Annotated in this window: 12 protein-coding genes; 7 read left to right on the top strand and 5 right to left on the bottom strand. The window is 72.1% G+C overall.

The window, feature by feature from the left end:
• The first annotated feature begins 77 nt into the window (after nucleotides 1-77).
• The 5 genes from LO762_RS25965 (at nucleotide 78) to LO762_RS25945 (ending at nucleotide 6,671) form a co-directional block, all read left to right on the top strand.
• Nucleotides 78-824 carry a hypothetical protein gene (locus tag LO762_RS25965; RefSeq protein WP_230618632.1) on the top strand — a complete coding sequence of 249 codons (747 nt, stop codon included), beginning with the start codon at nucleotides 78-80 and terminating at the stop codon, nucleotides 822-824.
• Nucleotides 825-972: 148 nt separating this feature from the next.
• Nucleotides 973-2,241, top strand: a complete 1,269-nt coding sequence (murA, locus tag LO762_RS25960) for a UDP-N-acetylglucosamine 1-carboxyvinyltransferase (RefSeq protein ID WP_230618631.1) — start codon at nucleotides 973-975, stop codon at nucleotides 2,239-2,241.
• A 375-nt stretch (nucleotides 2,242-2,616) separates the two neighbouring features.
• On the top strand, nucleotides 2,617-3,963 hold the full coding sequence (locus LO762_RS25955) for a transcriptional regulator (protein WP_230618630.1): 1,347 nt from the start codon (nucleotides 2,617-2,619) through the stop codon (nucleotides 3,961-3,963).
• Between the two features lie 78 nt (nucleotides 3,964-4,041).
• Nucleotides 4,042-5,814 carry a serine/threonine-protein kinase gene (locus LO762_RS25950; protein WP_230618629.1) on the top strand — a complete coding sequence of 591 codons (1,773 nt, stop codon included), beginning with the start codon at nucleotides 4,042-4,044 and terminating at the stop codon, nucleotides 5,812-5,814.
• Nucleotides 5,811-6,671 (top strand): hypothetical protein, encoded by an 861-nt coding sequence (locus tag LO762_RS25945; RefSeq protein WP_230618628.1) that lies wholly within the window; start codon nucleotides 5,811-5,813, stop codon nucleotides 6,669-6,671. The genes LO762_RS25950 and LO762_RS25945 overlap by 4 nt, the downstream gene beginning before the upstream one ends.
• Before the next feature lie 3 nt (nucleotides 6,672-6,674).
• Here the strand turns inward: LO762_RS25945 and LO762_RS25940 are convergent, their stop codons facing one another.
• Complete coding sequence (locus tag LO762_RS25940) at nucleotides 6,675-7,418, bottom strand: SDR family oxidoreductase (RefSeq protein ID WP_230618627.1); 744 nt, start codon at nucleotides 7,416-7,418, stop codon at nucleotides 6,675-6,677.
• A gap of 112 nt (nucleotides 7,419-7,530) precedes the next feature.
• Between LO762_RS25940 and LO762_RS25935 the strand changes: the two genes are divergently transcribed.
• On the top strand, nucleotides 7,531-8,385 hold the full coding sequence (locus tag LO762_RS25935) for a helix-turn-helix transcriptional regulator (RefSeq protein ID WP_230618626.1): 855 nt from the start codon (nucleotides 7,531-7,533) through the stop codon (nucleotides 8,383-8,385).
• On the opposite strand, the gene hisC is transcribed toward LO762_RS25935, so the two are convergent.
• The 4 genes from hisC to LO762_RS25915 are packed head-to-tail and all read right to left on the bottom strand — an operon-like array spanning nucleotide 8,373 to nucleotide 12,180.
• The gene (gene hisC / locus LO762_RS25930; protein ID WP_230618625.1) at nucleotides 8,373-9,443 is read right to left on the bottom strand and encodes a histidinol-phosphate transaminase; all 1,071 of its coding nucleotides are present in this window, start codon (nucleotides 9,441-9,443) and stop codon (nucleotides 8,373-8,375) included. The two genes, LO762_RS25935 and hisC, sit on opposite strands and share 13 nt — an antisense overlap.
• A gap of 45 nt (nucleotides 9,444-9,488) precedes the next feature.
• On the bottom strand, nucleotides 9,489-10,175 hold the full coding sequence (locus tag LO762_RS25925) for an NUDIX domain-containing protein (RefSeq protein ID WP_230618624.1): 687 nt from the start codon (nucleotides 10,173-10,175) through the stop codon (nucleotides 9,489-9,491).
• A gap of 10 nt (nucleotides 10,176-10,185) precedes the next feature.
• Nucleotides 10,186-11,079, bottom strand: a complete 894-nt coding sequence (locus tag LO762_RS25920) for an MOSC domain-containing protein (RefSeq protein WP_230618623.1) — start codon at nucleotides 11,077-11,079, stop codon at nucleotides 10,186-10,188.
• A gap of 12 nt (nucleotides 11,080-11,091) precedes the next feature.
• Complete coding sequence (locus tag LO762_RS25915) at nucleotides 11,092-12,180, bottom strand: magnesium and cobalt transport protein CorA (RefSeq protein ID WP_230618622.1); 1,089 nt, start codon at nucleotides 12,178-12,180, stop codon at nucleotides 11,092-11,094.
• A 316-nt stretch (nucleotides 12,181-12,496) separates the two neighbouring features.
• Between LO762_RS25915 and purD the strand changes: the two genes are divergently transcribed.
• Nucleotides 12,497-13,744 carry a phosphoribosylamine--glycine ligase gene (gene purD, locus LO762_RS25910; protein WP_230618621.1) on the top strand — a complete coding sequence of 416 codons (1,248 nt, stop codon included), beginning with the start codon at nucleotides 12,497-12,499 and terminating at the stop codon, nucleotides 13,742-13,744.
• Nucleotides 13,745-13,755: the final 11 nt, after the last annotated feature.

Genomic DNA, 13,755 nt, shown 5'->3' with positions numbered 1-13,755 from the left:
ACTCGCACAGTTCGATCTCGGCCTACCCCGTGGTGGCGCGAAGATCACCGACGGGCCGGGCAGTATCGTCGGCTTCCATGCGGCTCCTGCGTCTGTTCCCTCCCCTTACGTCCGGCGGGCCGCAGTTCCGGGCGCTGGCCCTGGCCGTCGCCGCCGGGACGGTCCTCGGCGGCTGTTCCGGCTCGGGCGACGACGACGTGCCGCCGCCGATCCACACCCCGCCGCCCGGCGCGACCACCTTCACGGCCGACCAGCTCCGCCAGGCGCTCCTCGCGGACATCCCCCACTACGTCCGGGCGGGCGAGCCCGACGCGGGCCCCTACGGCATGCTCAAGGCCGTCCGGAACTTCACCCAGCTGCAGAGCCAGGTCAAGCTCGACAAGCCCGAGTGCGCGGACGCGACCAGGGCGCTCGCCGACGCGGGCGAGCTGGCCGCCGCCCCGGCCGCGCTCAGCACCTGGGCGCGGGCCACCGGCGAGACGATCACCCAGACCCTCGTCGCGGTGCCGCCGCAGGTCGCCGAGCGCGAGGTCGGGCGGCGCGTCCCCAAGCTGTGCCGGACGTTCAAGGCACGCGTCGGCGGCCAGTGGTCCACCCACCAGGTGGTCGAGCAGACCCCCGACCGGCACCTCGTCGGCGAGGGTTCGCGGACCGTCGGCCTGGTCACGATGAGCGGTGACGTCAAGGTGAACATGTGGTTCGTCGTCTTCACCTCCCCCGGTTACCTGGGCACCGTGTCGGTGTACGGGCCCAAGGCGACGAGGGCCGAGGCCGAACGGCTCGCGAGGGACGCGGTGGCGCAGACGGAACGCGTCCTGGGGTAGGGGACGAACCATCCGAACCTTGACGGGTCCGGAGCAGTCTCAGTAAAGCGGAACGAGAGCGCGGGACCAGGGATGGAACGGTCAGCGCATCCGGGGCCCGGTGCGATACTGGGGCCGCGTGTGTCTAGGGGAAAGGGACCACCCGGTAATGAGCGTTACCTACCGAGTACGCGGGGGCGGGCAGCTTCAAGGCACCGTCTTCATCCAGGGCGCGAAGAACTCCGCCCTCCCGATGATCGGCGCCGCGCTCATGGCCGCCAAGGGCCGCACCGTGCTGCGGAACGTCCCGATCATCGAGGACGTGCGGCGCGCGGTGGAGCTCGCCGAGGCCGTCGGGGCCAAGGCGGAGCTGCACGAGGCCGAGCGGACCCTGGTCATCGACGCGTCGCAGCTGTCGAGCCCGGTGCTCCCGGCGGACATCGCGGCCCGGTTCCGTGGTTCGTTCCTGTTCGTCCCGGCGCTGCTGCACCGGCTCGGCGAGGCGGTCATCGAGGGCGTCGGCGGCTGCAACCTGGGCAGCCGGAACCTCGACTTCCACTACAACGGCTTCAAGCGCATGGGCGCGACGGTCACCGAGCACGAGACCAACATCCACGTGAAGGTCGGCCAGCTCCAGGCGGGCACGCTGTACTGCGACACGCCGTCGCACACCGGCACCGAGAACCTCGTCATGGCCGGGGCCCTTGCCAACGGCACGACGCTCATCAAGAACTGCGCGCTGGAGCCGGAGGTCCTGGACAACGTCGACTTCCTGCAGCGGATGGGCGCGCGGATCGAGGGCGGCGGCACCGGTTTCATCCGGGTGCACGGTGTGGACGAGCTGACGGCCGTCGAGCACACCGTCATGCCGGACCGGATCGACGCGGGCGTGCTCGTCATGGCGTGCGCGATCACCGGCGGCGAGGTCAACCTCGTCGGCGCCGAGCTGGAGCACCTGGGCGTCGCGGTGGACAAGCTGGAGCAGATGGGCGTCGAGTTCAGCCAGCAGGGCGCGGTGCTCCAGGTGCGCCGGGAGCGGCCGCTGCGGCCGATCAACATCATCACCGACGAGTACCCGGGCTTCGCCACCGACCTCCAGTCTCCGATCATGGCGCTTGCGAGCCAGGCCGAGGGCGAGTCCTACATCTACGAGCGGATCTTCGACAGCCGGTTCCAGTTGGCCGAGGAGCTGATCCGGATGGGCGCGTCCATCGAGGTGGCGGGCAGCCAGCGGGCCAAGGTCTACGGGCGCACGCCGCTGCGCGGTGCCCGGACCGTCGCGCACGACCTGCGCTCGGGCGCGGCGCTGGTGCTCGCGGGCCTCGCCGCCGAGGGTGAGACCGAGATCAGCTCGGCGTACTACATCGACCGTGGCCACTCCAACTTCGCGGAGCGGCTGAACGCGCTGGGCGCCGACGTCATTCGCGAAACCGACTGACGCCCCTTACCTGCCCTTCTCCGCGAACTGGGTAATGCGCCACATTTGCCGTTGAGCGGCCAGATTCGGACACCTTCCCTAGAGCGCACACCTTCCATAAAGCCCTTCCCAGCCCATGATCCGCCCTTTAGGGTGCGTGTTCATGGGCTGGTGGTGCTGACCGGAACCTGACCATCCGGTAAGGATTTTCTGTCCACCCCTGTCTATAGGTTACTTTTTCGCCGCACTCTTGATTCGGTTTCGCGTCAGAGAGTCACATCGGCGCGCGGAGGGGCGATCCGCACGTTGTGATGGTGGACCCGAAGGTGCGGGCGAGCACGGCGGGCAATGGGACATACGGGCAACGTGGGCGGCCGGAAGGCAGGGGCGAAAGCCATGACAGGACCACGGACGGGGACGGTGGCGCCGGATCTGACGATCGGAGTCGTCGGTCCGCACGACCTCGTCGAACGGGTCATGCTGATGGGGCACGGGCCTACCCCCGTGCCGAGCCGCCTCGTCGCCGCGGCTTACCGCGACGAACAGGAGGCGGCCGACAAGGTGATGCGGCTCGGCGCGGGCGTTGACGTGTGCCTGTTCGCCAGCCCCGTCCCGTACGACTTCGCCCGCAAGGCCGGAGTCCTGACGATGCCGGCCACCTACGTGCCGCTGAACGGCGCGGCCCTCCAGGGGGCGCTGCTGCGCGCCGCGCTGGACGAGCGGTTCGACCCGGCCAAGGTGAGCATCGACGTGCTCGCCCGAGGCGAAGTCGAGGAGGCGTACTCGGAGATCGGCCTCCAGGTCGACCAGGTGCACCTGCGCGAGGAGGTCGCCGGTCCTGGCACCCTCGCGGCCTTCCACGAGCGGCTGTGGCGGCGCGGCGTCACCAGCGTGGCGCTCACCTGCGTGCACGCGACGGCCGAGCGGATGGAACTCGCGGGCGTCCCGACGCTGCGCATCCGGCCTACGGGCGCGGCCATCCGCAGCTCGTTGCAGACCGCCGCGCTGCTCGGCGCGCACCACCGGCTCGAAGAGTCACAGCTCGTCGTCGTCCTCGTGGACGTGCCGACGCTGCGCGAGTCGCCCCGGCGCGTCACCCCGCGCTACTGGCGCGAGGAGCTGAAGCTCGCGCTGCACCGGGTGCTGCTCCAGGAGGCGCACCGGATGAACGCGGCCGTCTGGCCGCTGGACGACCACAGCTACCTCGTCACGGCCACCCGCGGCTCGGTCGCCACCGGCACCGAGGGGTTCCGGACGCCGCCGTTCGTCGAGCGCGTCCGCGAGGAGCTCGGGCTCGTCGTCGAGGTCGGCATCGGCATGGGCCGCACCGCGCAGGAGGCCGAGACGCACGCGCGGGCCGCGCTGTCCCGCTCCCAGACGTCCCAGCGCGCCCAGGGCTTCGCGCTGGACCGCGACGGCAGGGCGCTGGTGCCCGCGCCGCGCACCCCGCCGCGCGGCGCCCCGCCGGTCAAGCCGAAGGGCCTGGAGATCCTCGCCAGGCTCGCCGACAAGCTCGGCGAGCAGGTCGAGACGGGCGCCCCGCTCATCGTCGACGCCGAGAACGCCGGAAAGATGCTCGGTGTGACTTCGCGCACTGCCCGGCGGCTGCTGCGCACCCTCGTGGAAGAGGGCCTGGCCTGGCCGCTTCCGCCCAACCGCACCCCACAGCCGGGTAGGCCGAGGCAGCTCTACCGCCTCATCGTGGAGAAGTTGGGTTCGGTGAAAGCCGGCGGCGGCCCATGAAAAAGCTAAACTCCCCCCAACCAGTGAACGACTACACGCGTCGTAGCACGTGTTGAGGTGTGGCTGGAAGGACTGACGTTGGACAGGACCTGGACGGTACCGGGTTACCGGCATATCCGAGAGCTCGGCGCGGGGGCGTCCGGGCGTGTGGTGATGGCCGTACACGAGGAGACCTCCATCGAGGTCGCCATCAAGTACCTGTCCCCCGAACTGGCCATGGACCCCGAGTTCGTGCTGCGCTTCCGCGACGAGGCGCAGCTCCTGTCGGAGCTGGAGGACCCGCATCTCGTCCAGTTCTTCGAGTACGTCGAGACGTCCACCAGCGCCGCGATCGTCATGGAGCTCGTCGACGGGGTGAGCCTCGCGCACATCCTGGCCGACGCGGGCCCGACCACGCCCGAGGCGGCGCTGACCGTCCTCAAGGGCTCGCTGCTCGGCCTGGCCAGCGCGCACGCCTCCGGGATCGTGCACCGCGACTACAAGCCCGGCAACGTCCTCGTGGACGGCCAGGGCACCAGCTTCCTGTCCGACTTCGGCATCGCCGTGCGGGCGGGCGAGGACATCGCGGCGGCGGGCACCCCGGCTTACATGCCGCCCGAGCAGTGGAACGGCAACCCCGTCACGGCAGCCGCCGACGTGTACGCGGCCACCGCCGTCGCCTACGAGTGCCTCACCGGGCGCCGCCCCTACCAGGCGGCCACGCTGCCCGCGCTCGCCGTGGCGCACCGCGAGCAGCCCGTGCCGGTCGAGGACGTGCCCGAGGGGCTGCGCCCGCTCATCGCGGCCGGGCTCGCCAAGGACGTCCAGGAGCGCCCGCAGAGCGCGTTCGCGTTCCTGCTGGAGCTGGAGATGACGGCGGGCGCCGCCTACGGGCCGGGCTGGGAGGACAAGGGCCGCGCCCACCTGAAGACGCGCGCTCTCGCGCTCGCCCTACTGTTCCCGGTAAGCCGCCCGTCGGATTACGCGGCGCCCTCGGACGCCGCCACCACCATGCTCGACGGCCCCGGACGCGTCCCCGCCGTACTGGAGTCGGCGCCCTACCGGCCGAGCAAGCGGCTCGGCCTGGCCGCCGTGACAGCCGGTGCGGTCGCCTCGTTCACGCTGCTGAGCGGCGCCGTCATGGTGCTGAACAACTCGGCGAACCACCAGGCGGTGCAGCCGCACGCCGCGCAGGCGACGCCCGACTCGCCGGCCGCGCAGGCCGGCGGCGGCCCCGTGCCGTCCCCCTCGGCGACGCCGGGCAGCGGGCCGCGCCCCGGCCCCGTCATCGTGGTGACGGCGGACCCGATCTCCGACCCGGCGTCCCCCACCGGGACCCCCACGCCGTCGCCGTCGGGCCCGACCCCGACCGAGACGGACGCGCCCGAGCCGGAGCCGACCGACCCGACGGCGACCCCCGACCCGACCGGGACCCCGACCGATCCGGCCGAGCCGGAGCCCACCGAGCCGGCCGAGCCCGACCCGACACCGTCCAGCCCGGCCACGCCCGACGCCGACGACGACAAGCCCGACGCGCCGCAGGCCCCGACCCCGACGGTGACGACCCAGGCCGCGCCGCCGGTCCCGGTCGCCGTCTCCGGGCTGCGCGTCACCGCGCGGGCCAGCGGCTCCACCATGGTCGTGACGGTCGGCGTCACCGGGGTCACCGGGACGTCCGGCAGCACCGCGGTCACGCTGCGGCTGCTGGTGGACGGCCAGACCAGCGCCGTCATCGTGGTCCCGAACGTCACCGGGCCGACCACGCGGGTCTACACCCGGCCGCTCGCGAACTGCGGCACCGGCTCCGCCACGGCGAGCGCGGACGGCGTCAGCGTGGCCAGCGCCACCGTCAAGGCGCCCTGCGTGCGATGACCGGCCCCGTCGAGCCCCCCGTTCCACCGCGTCCCGGCGACGGCACGCCCCCGGCCGGTTCGCGCGGTGTGCCGCCCCGCGCGGGCGGGAGGCCGTCGAGGCCGGGCCGCCGCCGCAAGCCGGAGCCCCCGGCGGGCGACGGGCCCCCCGACGTCACCCAGTTGGACTGGGGCAGGGCGACGGCCCGTCCGGAGGATCCGACCCGGACCAGGACGGACGCGGCGGGCACGACGAGCCTGGATCCGACCGTCACCCGCCGCGAGTTCGGCCCGACGGGCACCCGTCCGGCGGCGCCCGGGACGACGGGCGAGAGCCCCGTCTCCGGCGCGGCGACCCAGGCGCCCGGCGACGACATCAGGGTGCGGTTCGGCGCGGGCCCCACGGTGCCGCGCATGTGGAACCCGGAGTCGGTTCCGGCACGGCACCGCAGGGGCAACGCAAGGGTCGCCCCGTTCCTGAGCGTGGCCGCTTCCATGGTCGTCATCGGCGGCCTGCTCGCGTGGCTCGCCTTCCGTGACTCCCCGGCGGAGCCCCTCGCCGTCTCCGGCGTGGAGATCGCCGCGCCGGGCGGCGAGCAGCGCTGCGACCCCGACAGGCTCTCCCGCACCGTCAAGATCACCGCGACGGTCCAGCTCAACGGCGAACCGGGCATCCTCACCTACCGCTGGGTCCAGAGCGACGGCACACCGGGCGACTTCCACAAGGCGACGATCCTCGCCGACCAGACCCGCTTTGAGGCACCACTCCAGTGGACGGTCTCAGGTGAGGGCCGTAAGCAGCTCACCGCGACGTTCGAGCTCGACTCCCCCGAGAAGAACAAGTCGTCCGCCACGTTCGAGTACCTCTGCCGCCCCTGACCCCTACCAGGGCAGCGCTTCCCCGTCCTCGCCGAAGAACCCGCCCGTCGGCGCCTCAGCCCCCAGCAGGGCGAGCCTGACGATGTCGGCGGCCCCCTCGGACGCCTTGCGGACGCCGGTATGCGCGTTCAGGTCGGTCGCGCAGTAGCCGGGATCCGCGGAGTTCACCTTGATCGGGCTGTCACGGAGCTCCTTGGCGAACGCCACGGTGACCCCGTTCAGCGCCGTCTTGGACGAGTTGTAAGGCAGGAAGTTCAGGGCGGCGTACTCGTGGTCGAAGTCGGCGCCGAAGGCCAGGGAGCCGAGGCCGCTGGAGACGTTGACGATCCGGGCGGCGGGCGCCGCGCGCAGCAGCGGGAGGAACGCCTGGATCGTCCGGATCGGCCCGAACACGTTGGTCTCGTAGGTGCGGCGCACGGTGTCGACGGAGGTCTGGCTCGGCAGGTGGCGGTCCATCGGGGCGTCGGGGGGCGCGACGACCCCCGCGTTGTTGATGAGCACGTCGAGGCTGCCGTACTCGCGCGCGACGAGCGCGGCGGCGGCCGTCACCGAGGCGTCGTCGGCGACGTCCAGCGGGACGTACCGGGCGTCGAAGCCCTCGTCCGCCAGCCTCGCGACGGCCTCCTCGCCGCGTTCCGGAGCACGCGCGCCCACCAGCACGGTGAACCCGAGCGCGCCGAGCTGCCGCGCCGCCTCGAAGCCCAGCCCCCTGTTGGCCCCGGTGATCAGGGCTGTCTTGTTCGTCATGGGTCGAGTACACCGAGCCGACGCCCCGCCTTGCAGAGCCCGCCTCATCCAGGGACCGGCGGTACCACCCTGAGGCGGCACAGGCGGGGGTTCCGTAGGCGATGCTTGGAGGGTGGACCAGAAGAGCCTCGCCGCCTTCCTACGCTCCCGCCGCGAGCGGACGGCGCCGCGCGACGCCGGGATCGAGCCGGGGCCGCGCCGCCGCACGCCGGGCCTGCGCCGCGAGGAGGTGGCGGCGCTCGCCGGGATCTCGGTCGACTACTACGTCCGGCTGGAGCAGGCGCGCGGGCCCCGGCCGTCACGGCAGGTGCTCACCGCGCTGGCCCGCGCGCTGCGGCTGAGCGACGCCGAGCGCACCCACCTGTTCCGGCTCGCGGGCGACGCGCCCGAGCCGCCCCGGCGGGCGCCGCAGCGGGTGCCGCAGGGCGTTCTGCGGCTGCTGGACCGGCTCGACGACACCCCGGCGTTCGTGCACGACGCCAAGTACGACCTGCTCGCCTACAACACCATGGCCGACCTGCTCCTCGGCCTGTCCAGGCTGCCCGCGGAACGCCGCAACGTGTGCCGGTCGATGTTCCAGACGCCGGGCGTGCGGCTGGCCGACCTGACGCCCGCGCAGCGTGACTTCGCCCGGGTCTGCGTCAACGACCTGCGCGGCGCGCTCGCCAGGTATCCGCACGATCCCGGCGTCACCCGGCTCATCGCCGAACTCCGGACGAACCCGGACTTCACCGACCTGTGGGACGAGCACGGCGTCGAGGTGCCCAGGACGTACGCCAAGACGATCCGGCATCCCGTCGTCGGCGAGATCGACCTGCACTGCGACACGCTGGAGGTCCCGGACCTGGACCAGCGGGTCGTGCTGTACACCGCGGCGCCCGGCACCCCCGCGCACGAGGCGCTCGCGCTGCTCCGGGTCGTCGGCCCGCAGAACCTGAGCCCGGACGGCGAACGTCAGCCGCGGTGAGGGTAGGCGCGCGCGACGGCCAGGAGCGCGTCGTTCTCCTCGGCCGAGCCGATCGAGATCCGCGCGCCCTCGCCGGGGAAGGGCCGCACGCTGACGCCCGCCTGCTCGCAGGCGGCGGCGAAGTCGAGGGTGTGCCCGCCCAGGCGGAGCCACACGAAGTTCCCCTGGGAGGGGACGACCGTCCAGCCCGCGTCGCGCAGCGCGTGGGTGACCCGCTCGCGCTCCTTCACCGTCTCCTCGACCCGCGTGAGCAGCTCGTCCTCAGCGCCGAGCGCGGCGACGGCGGCCCGCTGGGCGATGCTGCTCACGCTGAACGGTAGGTAGACCTTCCGGACGGCCTCCGCGATCACCGGATGGGCGACGACGAACCCTACGCGCAGCCCCGCGAGCCCGTAAGCCTTCGAGAAGGTACGGAGGACGGCGACGTTGGGCCGGTCGCGGTACAGGTCGAGCCCGTCCGGCACGTCCTCGTCGCGCAGGTACTCCCGGTACGCCTCGTCCAGCACAACAAGGACGTCCTGCGGCACCGCGTCCAGGAACGCGACGAGCTCGTCGCGCCGGACGACCTCGCCGGTCGGGTTGTTCGGGTTGCAGACGATCACCATCCGGGTGTGCTGGGTGATCGCGGCGAGCATCGCGTCGAGGTCGTGCGTCTCGTCCGGCCGGAGCGGCACCCGCACGGACGTCGCCCCGGCCAGGTCGGCGAGCAGCGGGTACGCCTCGAACGACCGCCACGCGTAGACGACCTCGGCGCCCGGCTCGCTCACCGCCTCGAACAGGTGCGCGGCGACGACAACGGAGCCGTTGCCCACGGCGACGTCGTCCTCCGGCACCCCGTGGCGGGCGGCTATCGCGGCGATCAGCGCGGCGCAGGAGTTGTCCGGGTAGCGGTTGACCATGGCGGCGGCGTCCGCGATCGCCGTCAGCACCGAAGGCAGCGGCCCGTAGGGCGACTCGTTCGACGAGAGCTTGTAGGAGCGGCCGTCCGGGGACACCGCTGTCTTCCCCGGCTTGTACGCCTGGAAGCGGTCGAGGACGGAACGGAACCGCGGGCTCATCGCCGGAAACCTCCTGCTACTGGGGATGTTCCCACTGTATTCCCGTCAGCCGAGCGCGCCGACCGGGCGGAGCATCGGCGGGTGGAGCTGCTCGGCCGGGCCGCGCCGGAACAGCTGCGCGGGCCTGCCGCCGTCGCGGGTCGTGGTGGCGCCCGTGGGCACGAGGAAGCCCTCGGCGCCGGTGACCTTGCGGTGGAAGTTCCGCGGGTCCAGCGGGGTGCCCCAGACGATCTCGTAGACGCGGCGCAGCTCCGCGACGGTGAACTCGCGCGGGCAGAACGCGGCGGCGAGCGAGGTGTACTCCAGCTTGGAGCGGGCCCGCTCGACGCCCTCGCGCAGGATCCGCCGGTGGTCGAAGGCGTTCTCCTCAAGGGTGAGGAGGATGTCGACGGGCTTCCAGGTCACCTGGGCGCGGGAGGAGGCGGGCAGGTTGGGCGCGAGCCCCAGGTACGTCACGCTGACGACGCGCTGGCGCGGGTCCCGGTCCGGGTAGCCGAAGGTGGCCAGTTGCTCCAGGTGGATCCTGACGTCCGCCAGGCCCGCCTTCTCGTCCATGAGGCGGGCCGCGGCGCCGGGCAGGTCCTCGTCGAGCTGGATGAACCCGCCGGGCAGGCACCAGCGGCCCCGGTAGGGCTCGTGGTCGCGCAGCCAGGTCAGCGCGCACAGGCGCTGTTCGCGCACGGTGAGCACGACGAGATCGACCGTGAGAGCGACCCGGTGCACCGACGACATGCCGAAGAACCTATCGGCAATCCTCGTCGCCAGGCCCACTTACCGCCCGTAAGCCTGAGTACTCCACGACTTCCACCGGCTGGCCGACGTGCAGGGTGCCGGTCGCCCTGGGGATGCCGTTCTGGCCGAAGGCGATGACGCGCTCTCCGTCGAACGTCACCGTCCGGTAGCGGGCGAGCGTGGCGAGCGGCTCCCTGCCCTTGACGCCGGTGTCCTGGTCCACCGTGGTCATGACGCACCGGCCGCACGGCTTGACGAACTCGATCTCGACGGCGCCGATCCTGATCCGGCGCACCGAGTCCTCGCCGAAGGGGCCGAGCCCGGAGAGCACGATGTTCGGCCGGAACCTCGCCATCGGGACGGGCTCGGGCAACCGCGCGTTGAGATCGGCGAGGGACTCCTCACCGATGACGAGCAGCGGGTAGCCGTCCTCGTAGGCGACCCGGCCGCCTCCGAGCTTGGTAGCCCGTTCTCCTGTGAACCGCACAAGGCGGACGGGGAAGCCGAGGAAGCCGCTGAAGAACCGGGCGGCCTCCTCGCCCTGGTCGACGCCCTGGCACGGTTTGCCGTGCACCGTCACCTCGACCACAGGGCCGTGTTCGATGGGCCCGGAGGGCGGCCGCTTCGCGACCCCGACTTCGTCGGGAGCGGCCGCCCCCGGGCCGTCCTCGGGCCCGACGGCCTTGTGGTGGAAGTCGTTGACCTCCAGTTCGAGCCCGTCGTAGGACGTCCGCAGCAACGCCATCGAAGGGTGCTTGCGCTGGGACAGGAACCTGCCTTCGGCGTCCACCAGCATGAACTCGCGGTCGTGCCGCAGCCCCGTGTCGAGCAGTTCGGCGACGGGCAGCGCCGTGGCAGAGCCGCTCTTGAGCGGATGGACGTTCAGCCCCGTGACGGTGATCACCGCACCCCCGGATCACAACCAGCCGTTGCGGCGGAACCCCCGGTAGAGCAGCAGGCAGCCGACGGCGATGACGGATATCACTACCGGGTAAGAGTACGTCCAGTCGCGTTCGGGCATGTGTTCGAAGTTCATGCCGTAGATCCCGGCGATCGCGGTGGGGAGCATGAGGATCGCGCCCCACGCCGAGATCTTCCGCATGTCCTGGTTGTCGCCGACCGTCACCTGGGTCATGTGCGCCTGCAGGATCGGGTTGAGCAGCTCGTCGCAGGCGTCCACCTGCTCGCGCACCCGGGCCAGGTGGTCCTCGACGTCGCGCAGGTACTCGCGGATGTCGTGCGGGATCATCCGGCGGGTGCACAGCGTGCGCAACGGCCCGGCCAGCGGCCCGACAGCCCGCTTGAGCTGGATCGTCTCGCGCTTGAGGTGGTAGATGCGGTTGGTGTCGTTGGTGCGGCTGGGGGAGAAGACCGACTCCTCCACCTCGTCCACGTCCTGCTGGATGCCCTCGGCGACCTGCAGGTACTCGTCCACCACCCGGTCGGCCACCGCGTGCAGCACGCTGGCCGGGCCGAGCGCGAGCCGCTCCGGGTCGGCCTCCAGCCGCCGCCGCACCGAGGCCAGCTCGCCGTGCGCCCCGTGCCGCACCGTGACGACGAAGTCCGGCCCGCAGAAGATCATGATCTCGCCCGTCTCGACCGCGTCCACGCCGTCCTCCTGGGCGACGTAGCCGACGGTCTTGAGCACAAAGAACTGGAGGTCGTCGTACCTCTCCAGCTTGGGCCGCTGGTGCGCCTTGATGGCGTCCTCGACGGCCAGCGCGGGCAGTTCGAGCAGCACCGCGAGCTTCTCCAGCTCGGCGGAGTCGGGGTCGTGCAGACCCACCCACACGAAGCCGGGCGAATCCGTGTCGGTCGGGACAAAAAGCTCGCCGTCCCGGACGAGCCGCACCGCGTCCGCGACACTCTCGGTCACCACCCGCTGCCCGTCGATGTAGACGGCCCAGTCGATGACCGCGCTGTCACGGCACACCGGATCATGCGGCAGCGCCTTCGAAGCACGGTTGAACAGGGACAGACCGGGACGCACCTTGGTCATGGCCATGACCGGAATCTCCTTCACGCCAGGGATCAGGGGACCCGGCGCGAAGAAAGGCGCTGCCAACCCCGCGTGACGTCCGTCAGACGGGGGAGCGCACAGGCGTGACCGGTCCCCGAGAAGAGGTGGAACGTGGATGATGAGGCGTTTCGCCGGTACTGCAAGGATCGCCCGTGACCATCGTCAGCCACACCCCCTTCCCTCTTCGTGCCTCCCAGACGCGAGGACAAGACCCAAAGCCCAGGCCAGATTAGCACCCGACACTTCGGACGCCCGGGGCATCGTCAAGGTTCACACGCCGTTGCCGATAGGCTCGGGCAACGTGCGCGTCCTAGTTCTCGGATCCGGCGGCCGTGAGCACGCCCTGGTCCGCTCCCTGGCCCAAGACCCCTCGGTGAGCGCGCTCTACTGCGCGCCCGGCAACCCGGGTACCGCGGTACTCGCCGAGAACCACCACCTGGACCCGACCGACCCCCTCGCGGTCACCGAACTCGCGGTGCGGCTGCGGGTGAACCTCGTCGTCATCGGCCCCGAGGCCCCGCTCGTCGCGGGCGTCGGCGACGCGGTGCGGCGCGAGGGCATCCCCTGCTTCGGCCCCGACGCGGGCCCCGCGCGTATCGAGGGCTCCAAGGCGTTCGCCAAGGAGATCATGGAAGCGGCGGGCGTGCCCACCGCGCGCGCGTTCGTCTGCGACGACGCCGCGCAGGTCGCGCACGCGCTCGACGCCTTCGGCCCCCCGTACGTGGTGAAGGACGACGGCCTCGCCGCGGGCAAGGGCGTCGTCGTCACGCTGGACCGCGCGGAGGCGGTGGCGCACGCGGCGGGCTGCGCGCGCGTCGTCATCGAGGAGTACCTGGACGGGCCCGAGGTGTCGCTGTTCGCGCTGAGCGACGGCGAGCACGCGGTCCCGCTGATCCCGGCGCAGGACTTCAAGCGCGCCTACGACGGCGACGAGGGTCCCAACACCGGCGGCATGGGCGCGTACACCCCGCTGCCCTGGATCCCCGACACGCTCGTCGACGAGGTGATGCGCACCGTCGTCCAGCCGACCGTGGACGAGCTGCGCCGCCGCAACAGCCCGTACGTCGGCGTCCTGTACGCGGGCCTCGCGCTGACGTCGCGGGGCGTGCGGGTCGTCGAGTTCAACGCGCGCTTCGGCGACCCCGAGACCCAGGTCGTGCTGGACCGGCTGGCCAGCCCGCTTGGCACCCTGCTCCAGTCGTGCGCCGTCGGCAACCTGACCCCGGCCACCAGGCTGGAGTGGCGTCCCGGCGCGGCTGTGACGGTCGTGGTGGCCGCCGAGGGGTACCCCGAGTCCCCGGTGCGGGGCGACGCGATCGAGGGGCTGGAAGAGGCCAATGCGGTCCCGGACGCGTATGTGCTGCACGCGGGCACCGCGCTGAACGACGAGGGCGTGCTGTACAGCGACGGCGGCCGCGTCCTGTCCGTCGTCGGCACCGGGCCGGACCTCAAGGCGGCGCGGGCGGCGGCCTACGAGGCGGTCTCGAAGATCACGCTGCGCGCCTCGCAGCACCGCGCCGACATCGCGCTCAGGGCTTCGGAGGGCTGAGTTCGCCCAGG

The organism is Actinocorallia sp. API 0066, from assembly GCF_020991275.1.
Lineage (GTDB): Bacteria > Actinomycetota > Actinomycetes > Streptosporangiales > Streptosporangiaceae > Actinocorallia.
This window is presented reverse-complemented; position numbering and strand designations above follow the sequence as displayed.

Coding starts and splice junctions, on each gene's coding strand:
- LO762_RS25965 (WP_230618632.1), top strand. CDS start 78: ATGCGGCTCCTGCGTCTGTTCCCTCCCCTTACGTCCGGCGGGCCGCAG.
- LO762_RS25915 (WP_230618622.1), bottom strand. CDS start 12,180: ATGGCCATGACCAAGGTGCGTCCCGGTCTGTCCCTGTTCAACCGTGCT.
- LO762_RS25940 (WP_230618627.1), bottom strand. CDS start 7,418: ATGACGAACAAGACAGCCCTGATCACCGGGGCCAACAGGGGGCTGGGC.
- LO762_RS25955 (WP_230618630.1), top strand. CDS start 2,617: ATGACAGGACCACGGACGGGGACGGTGGCGCCGGATCTGACGATCGGA.
- LO762_RS25925 (WP_230618624.1), bottom strand. CDS start 10,175: ATGTCGTCGGTGCACCGGGTCGCTCTCACGGTCGATCTCGTCGTGCTC.
- LO762_RS25945 (WP_230618628.1), top strand. CDS start 5,811: ATGACCGGCCCCGTCGAGCCCCCCGTTCCACCGCGTCCCGGCGACGGC.
- murA (WP_230618631.1), top strand. CDS start 973: ATGAGCGTTACCTACCGAGTACGCGGGGGCGGGCAGCTTCAAGGCACC.
- hisC (WP_230618625.1), bottom strand. CDS start 9,443: ATGAGCCCGCGGTTCCGTTCCGTCCTCGACCGCTTCCAGGCGTACAAG.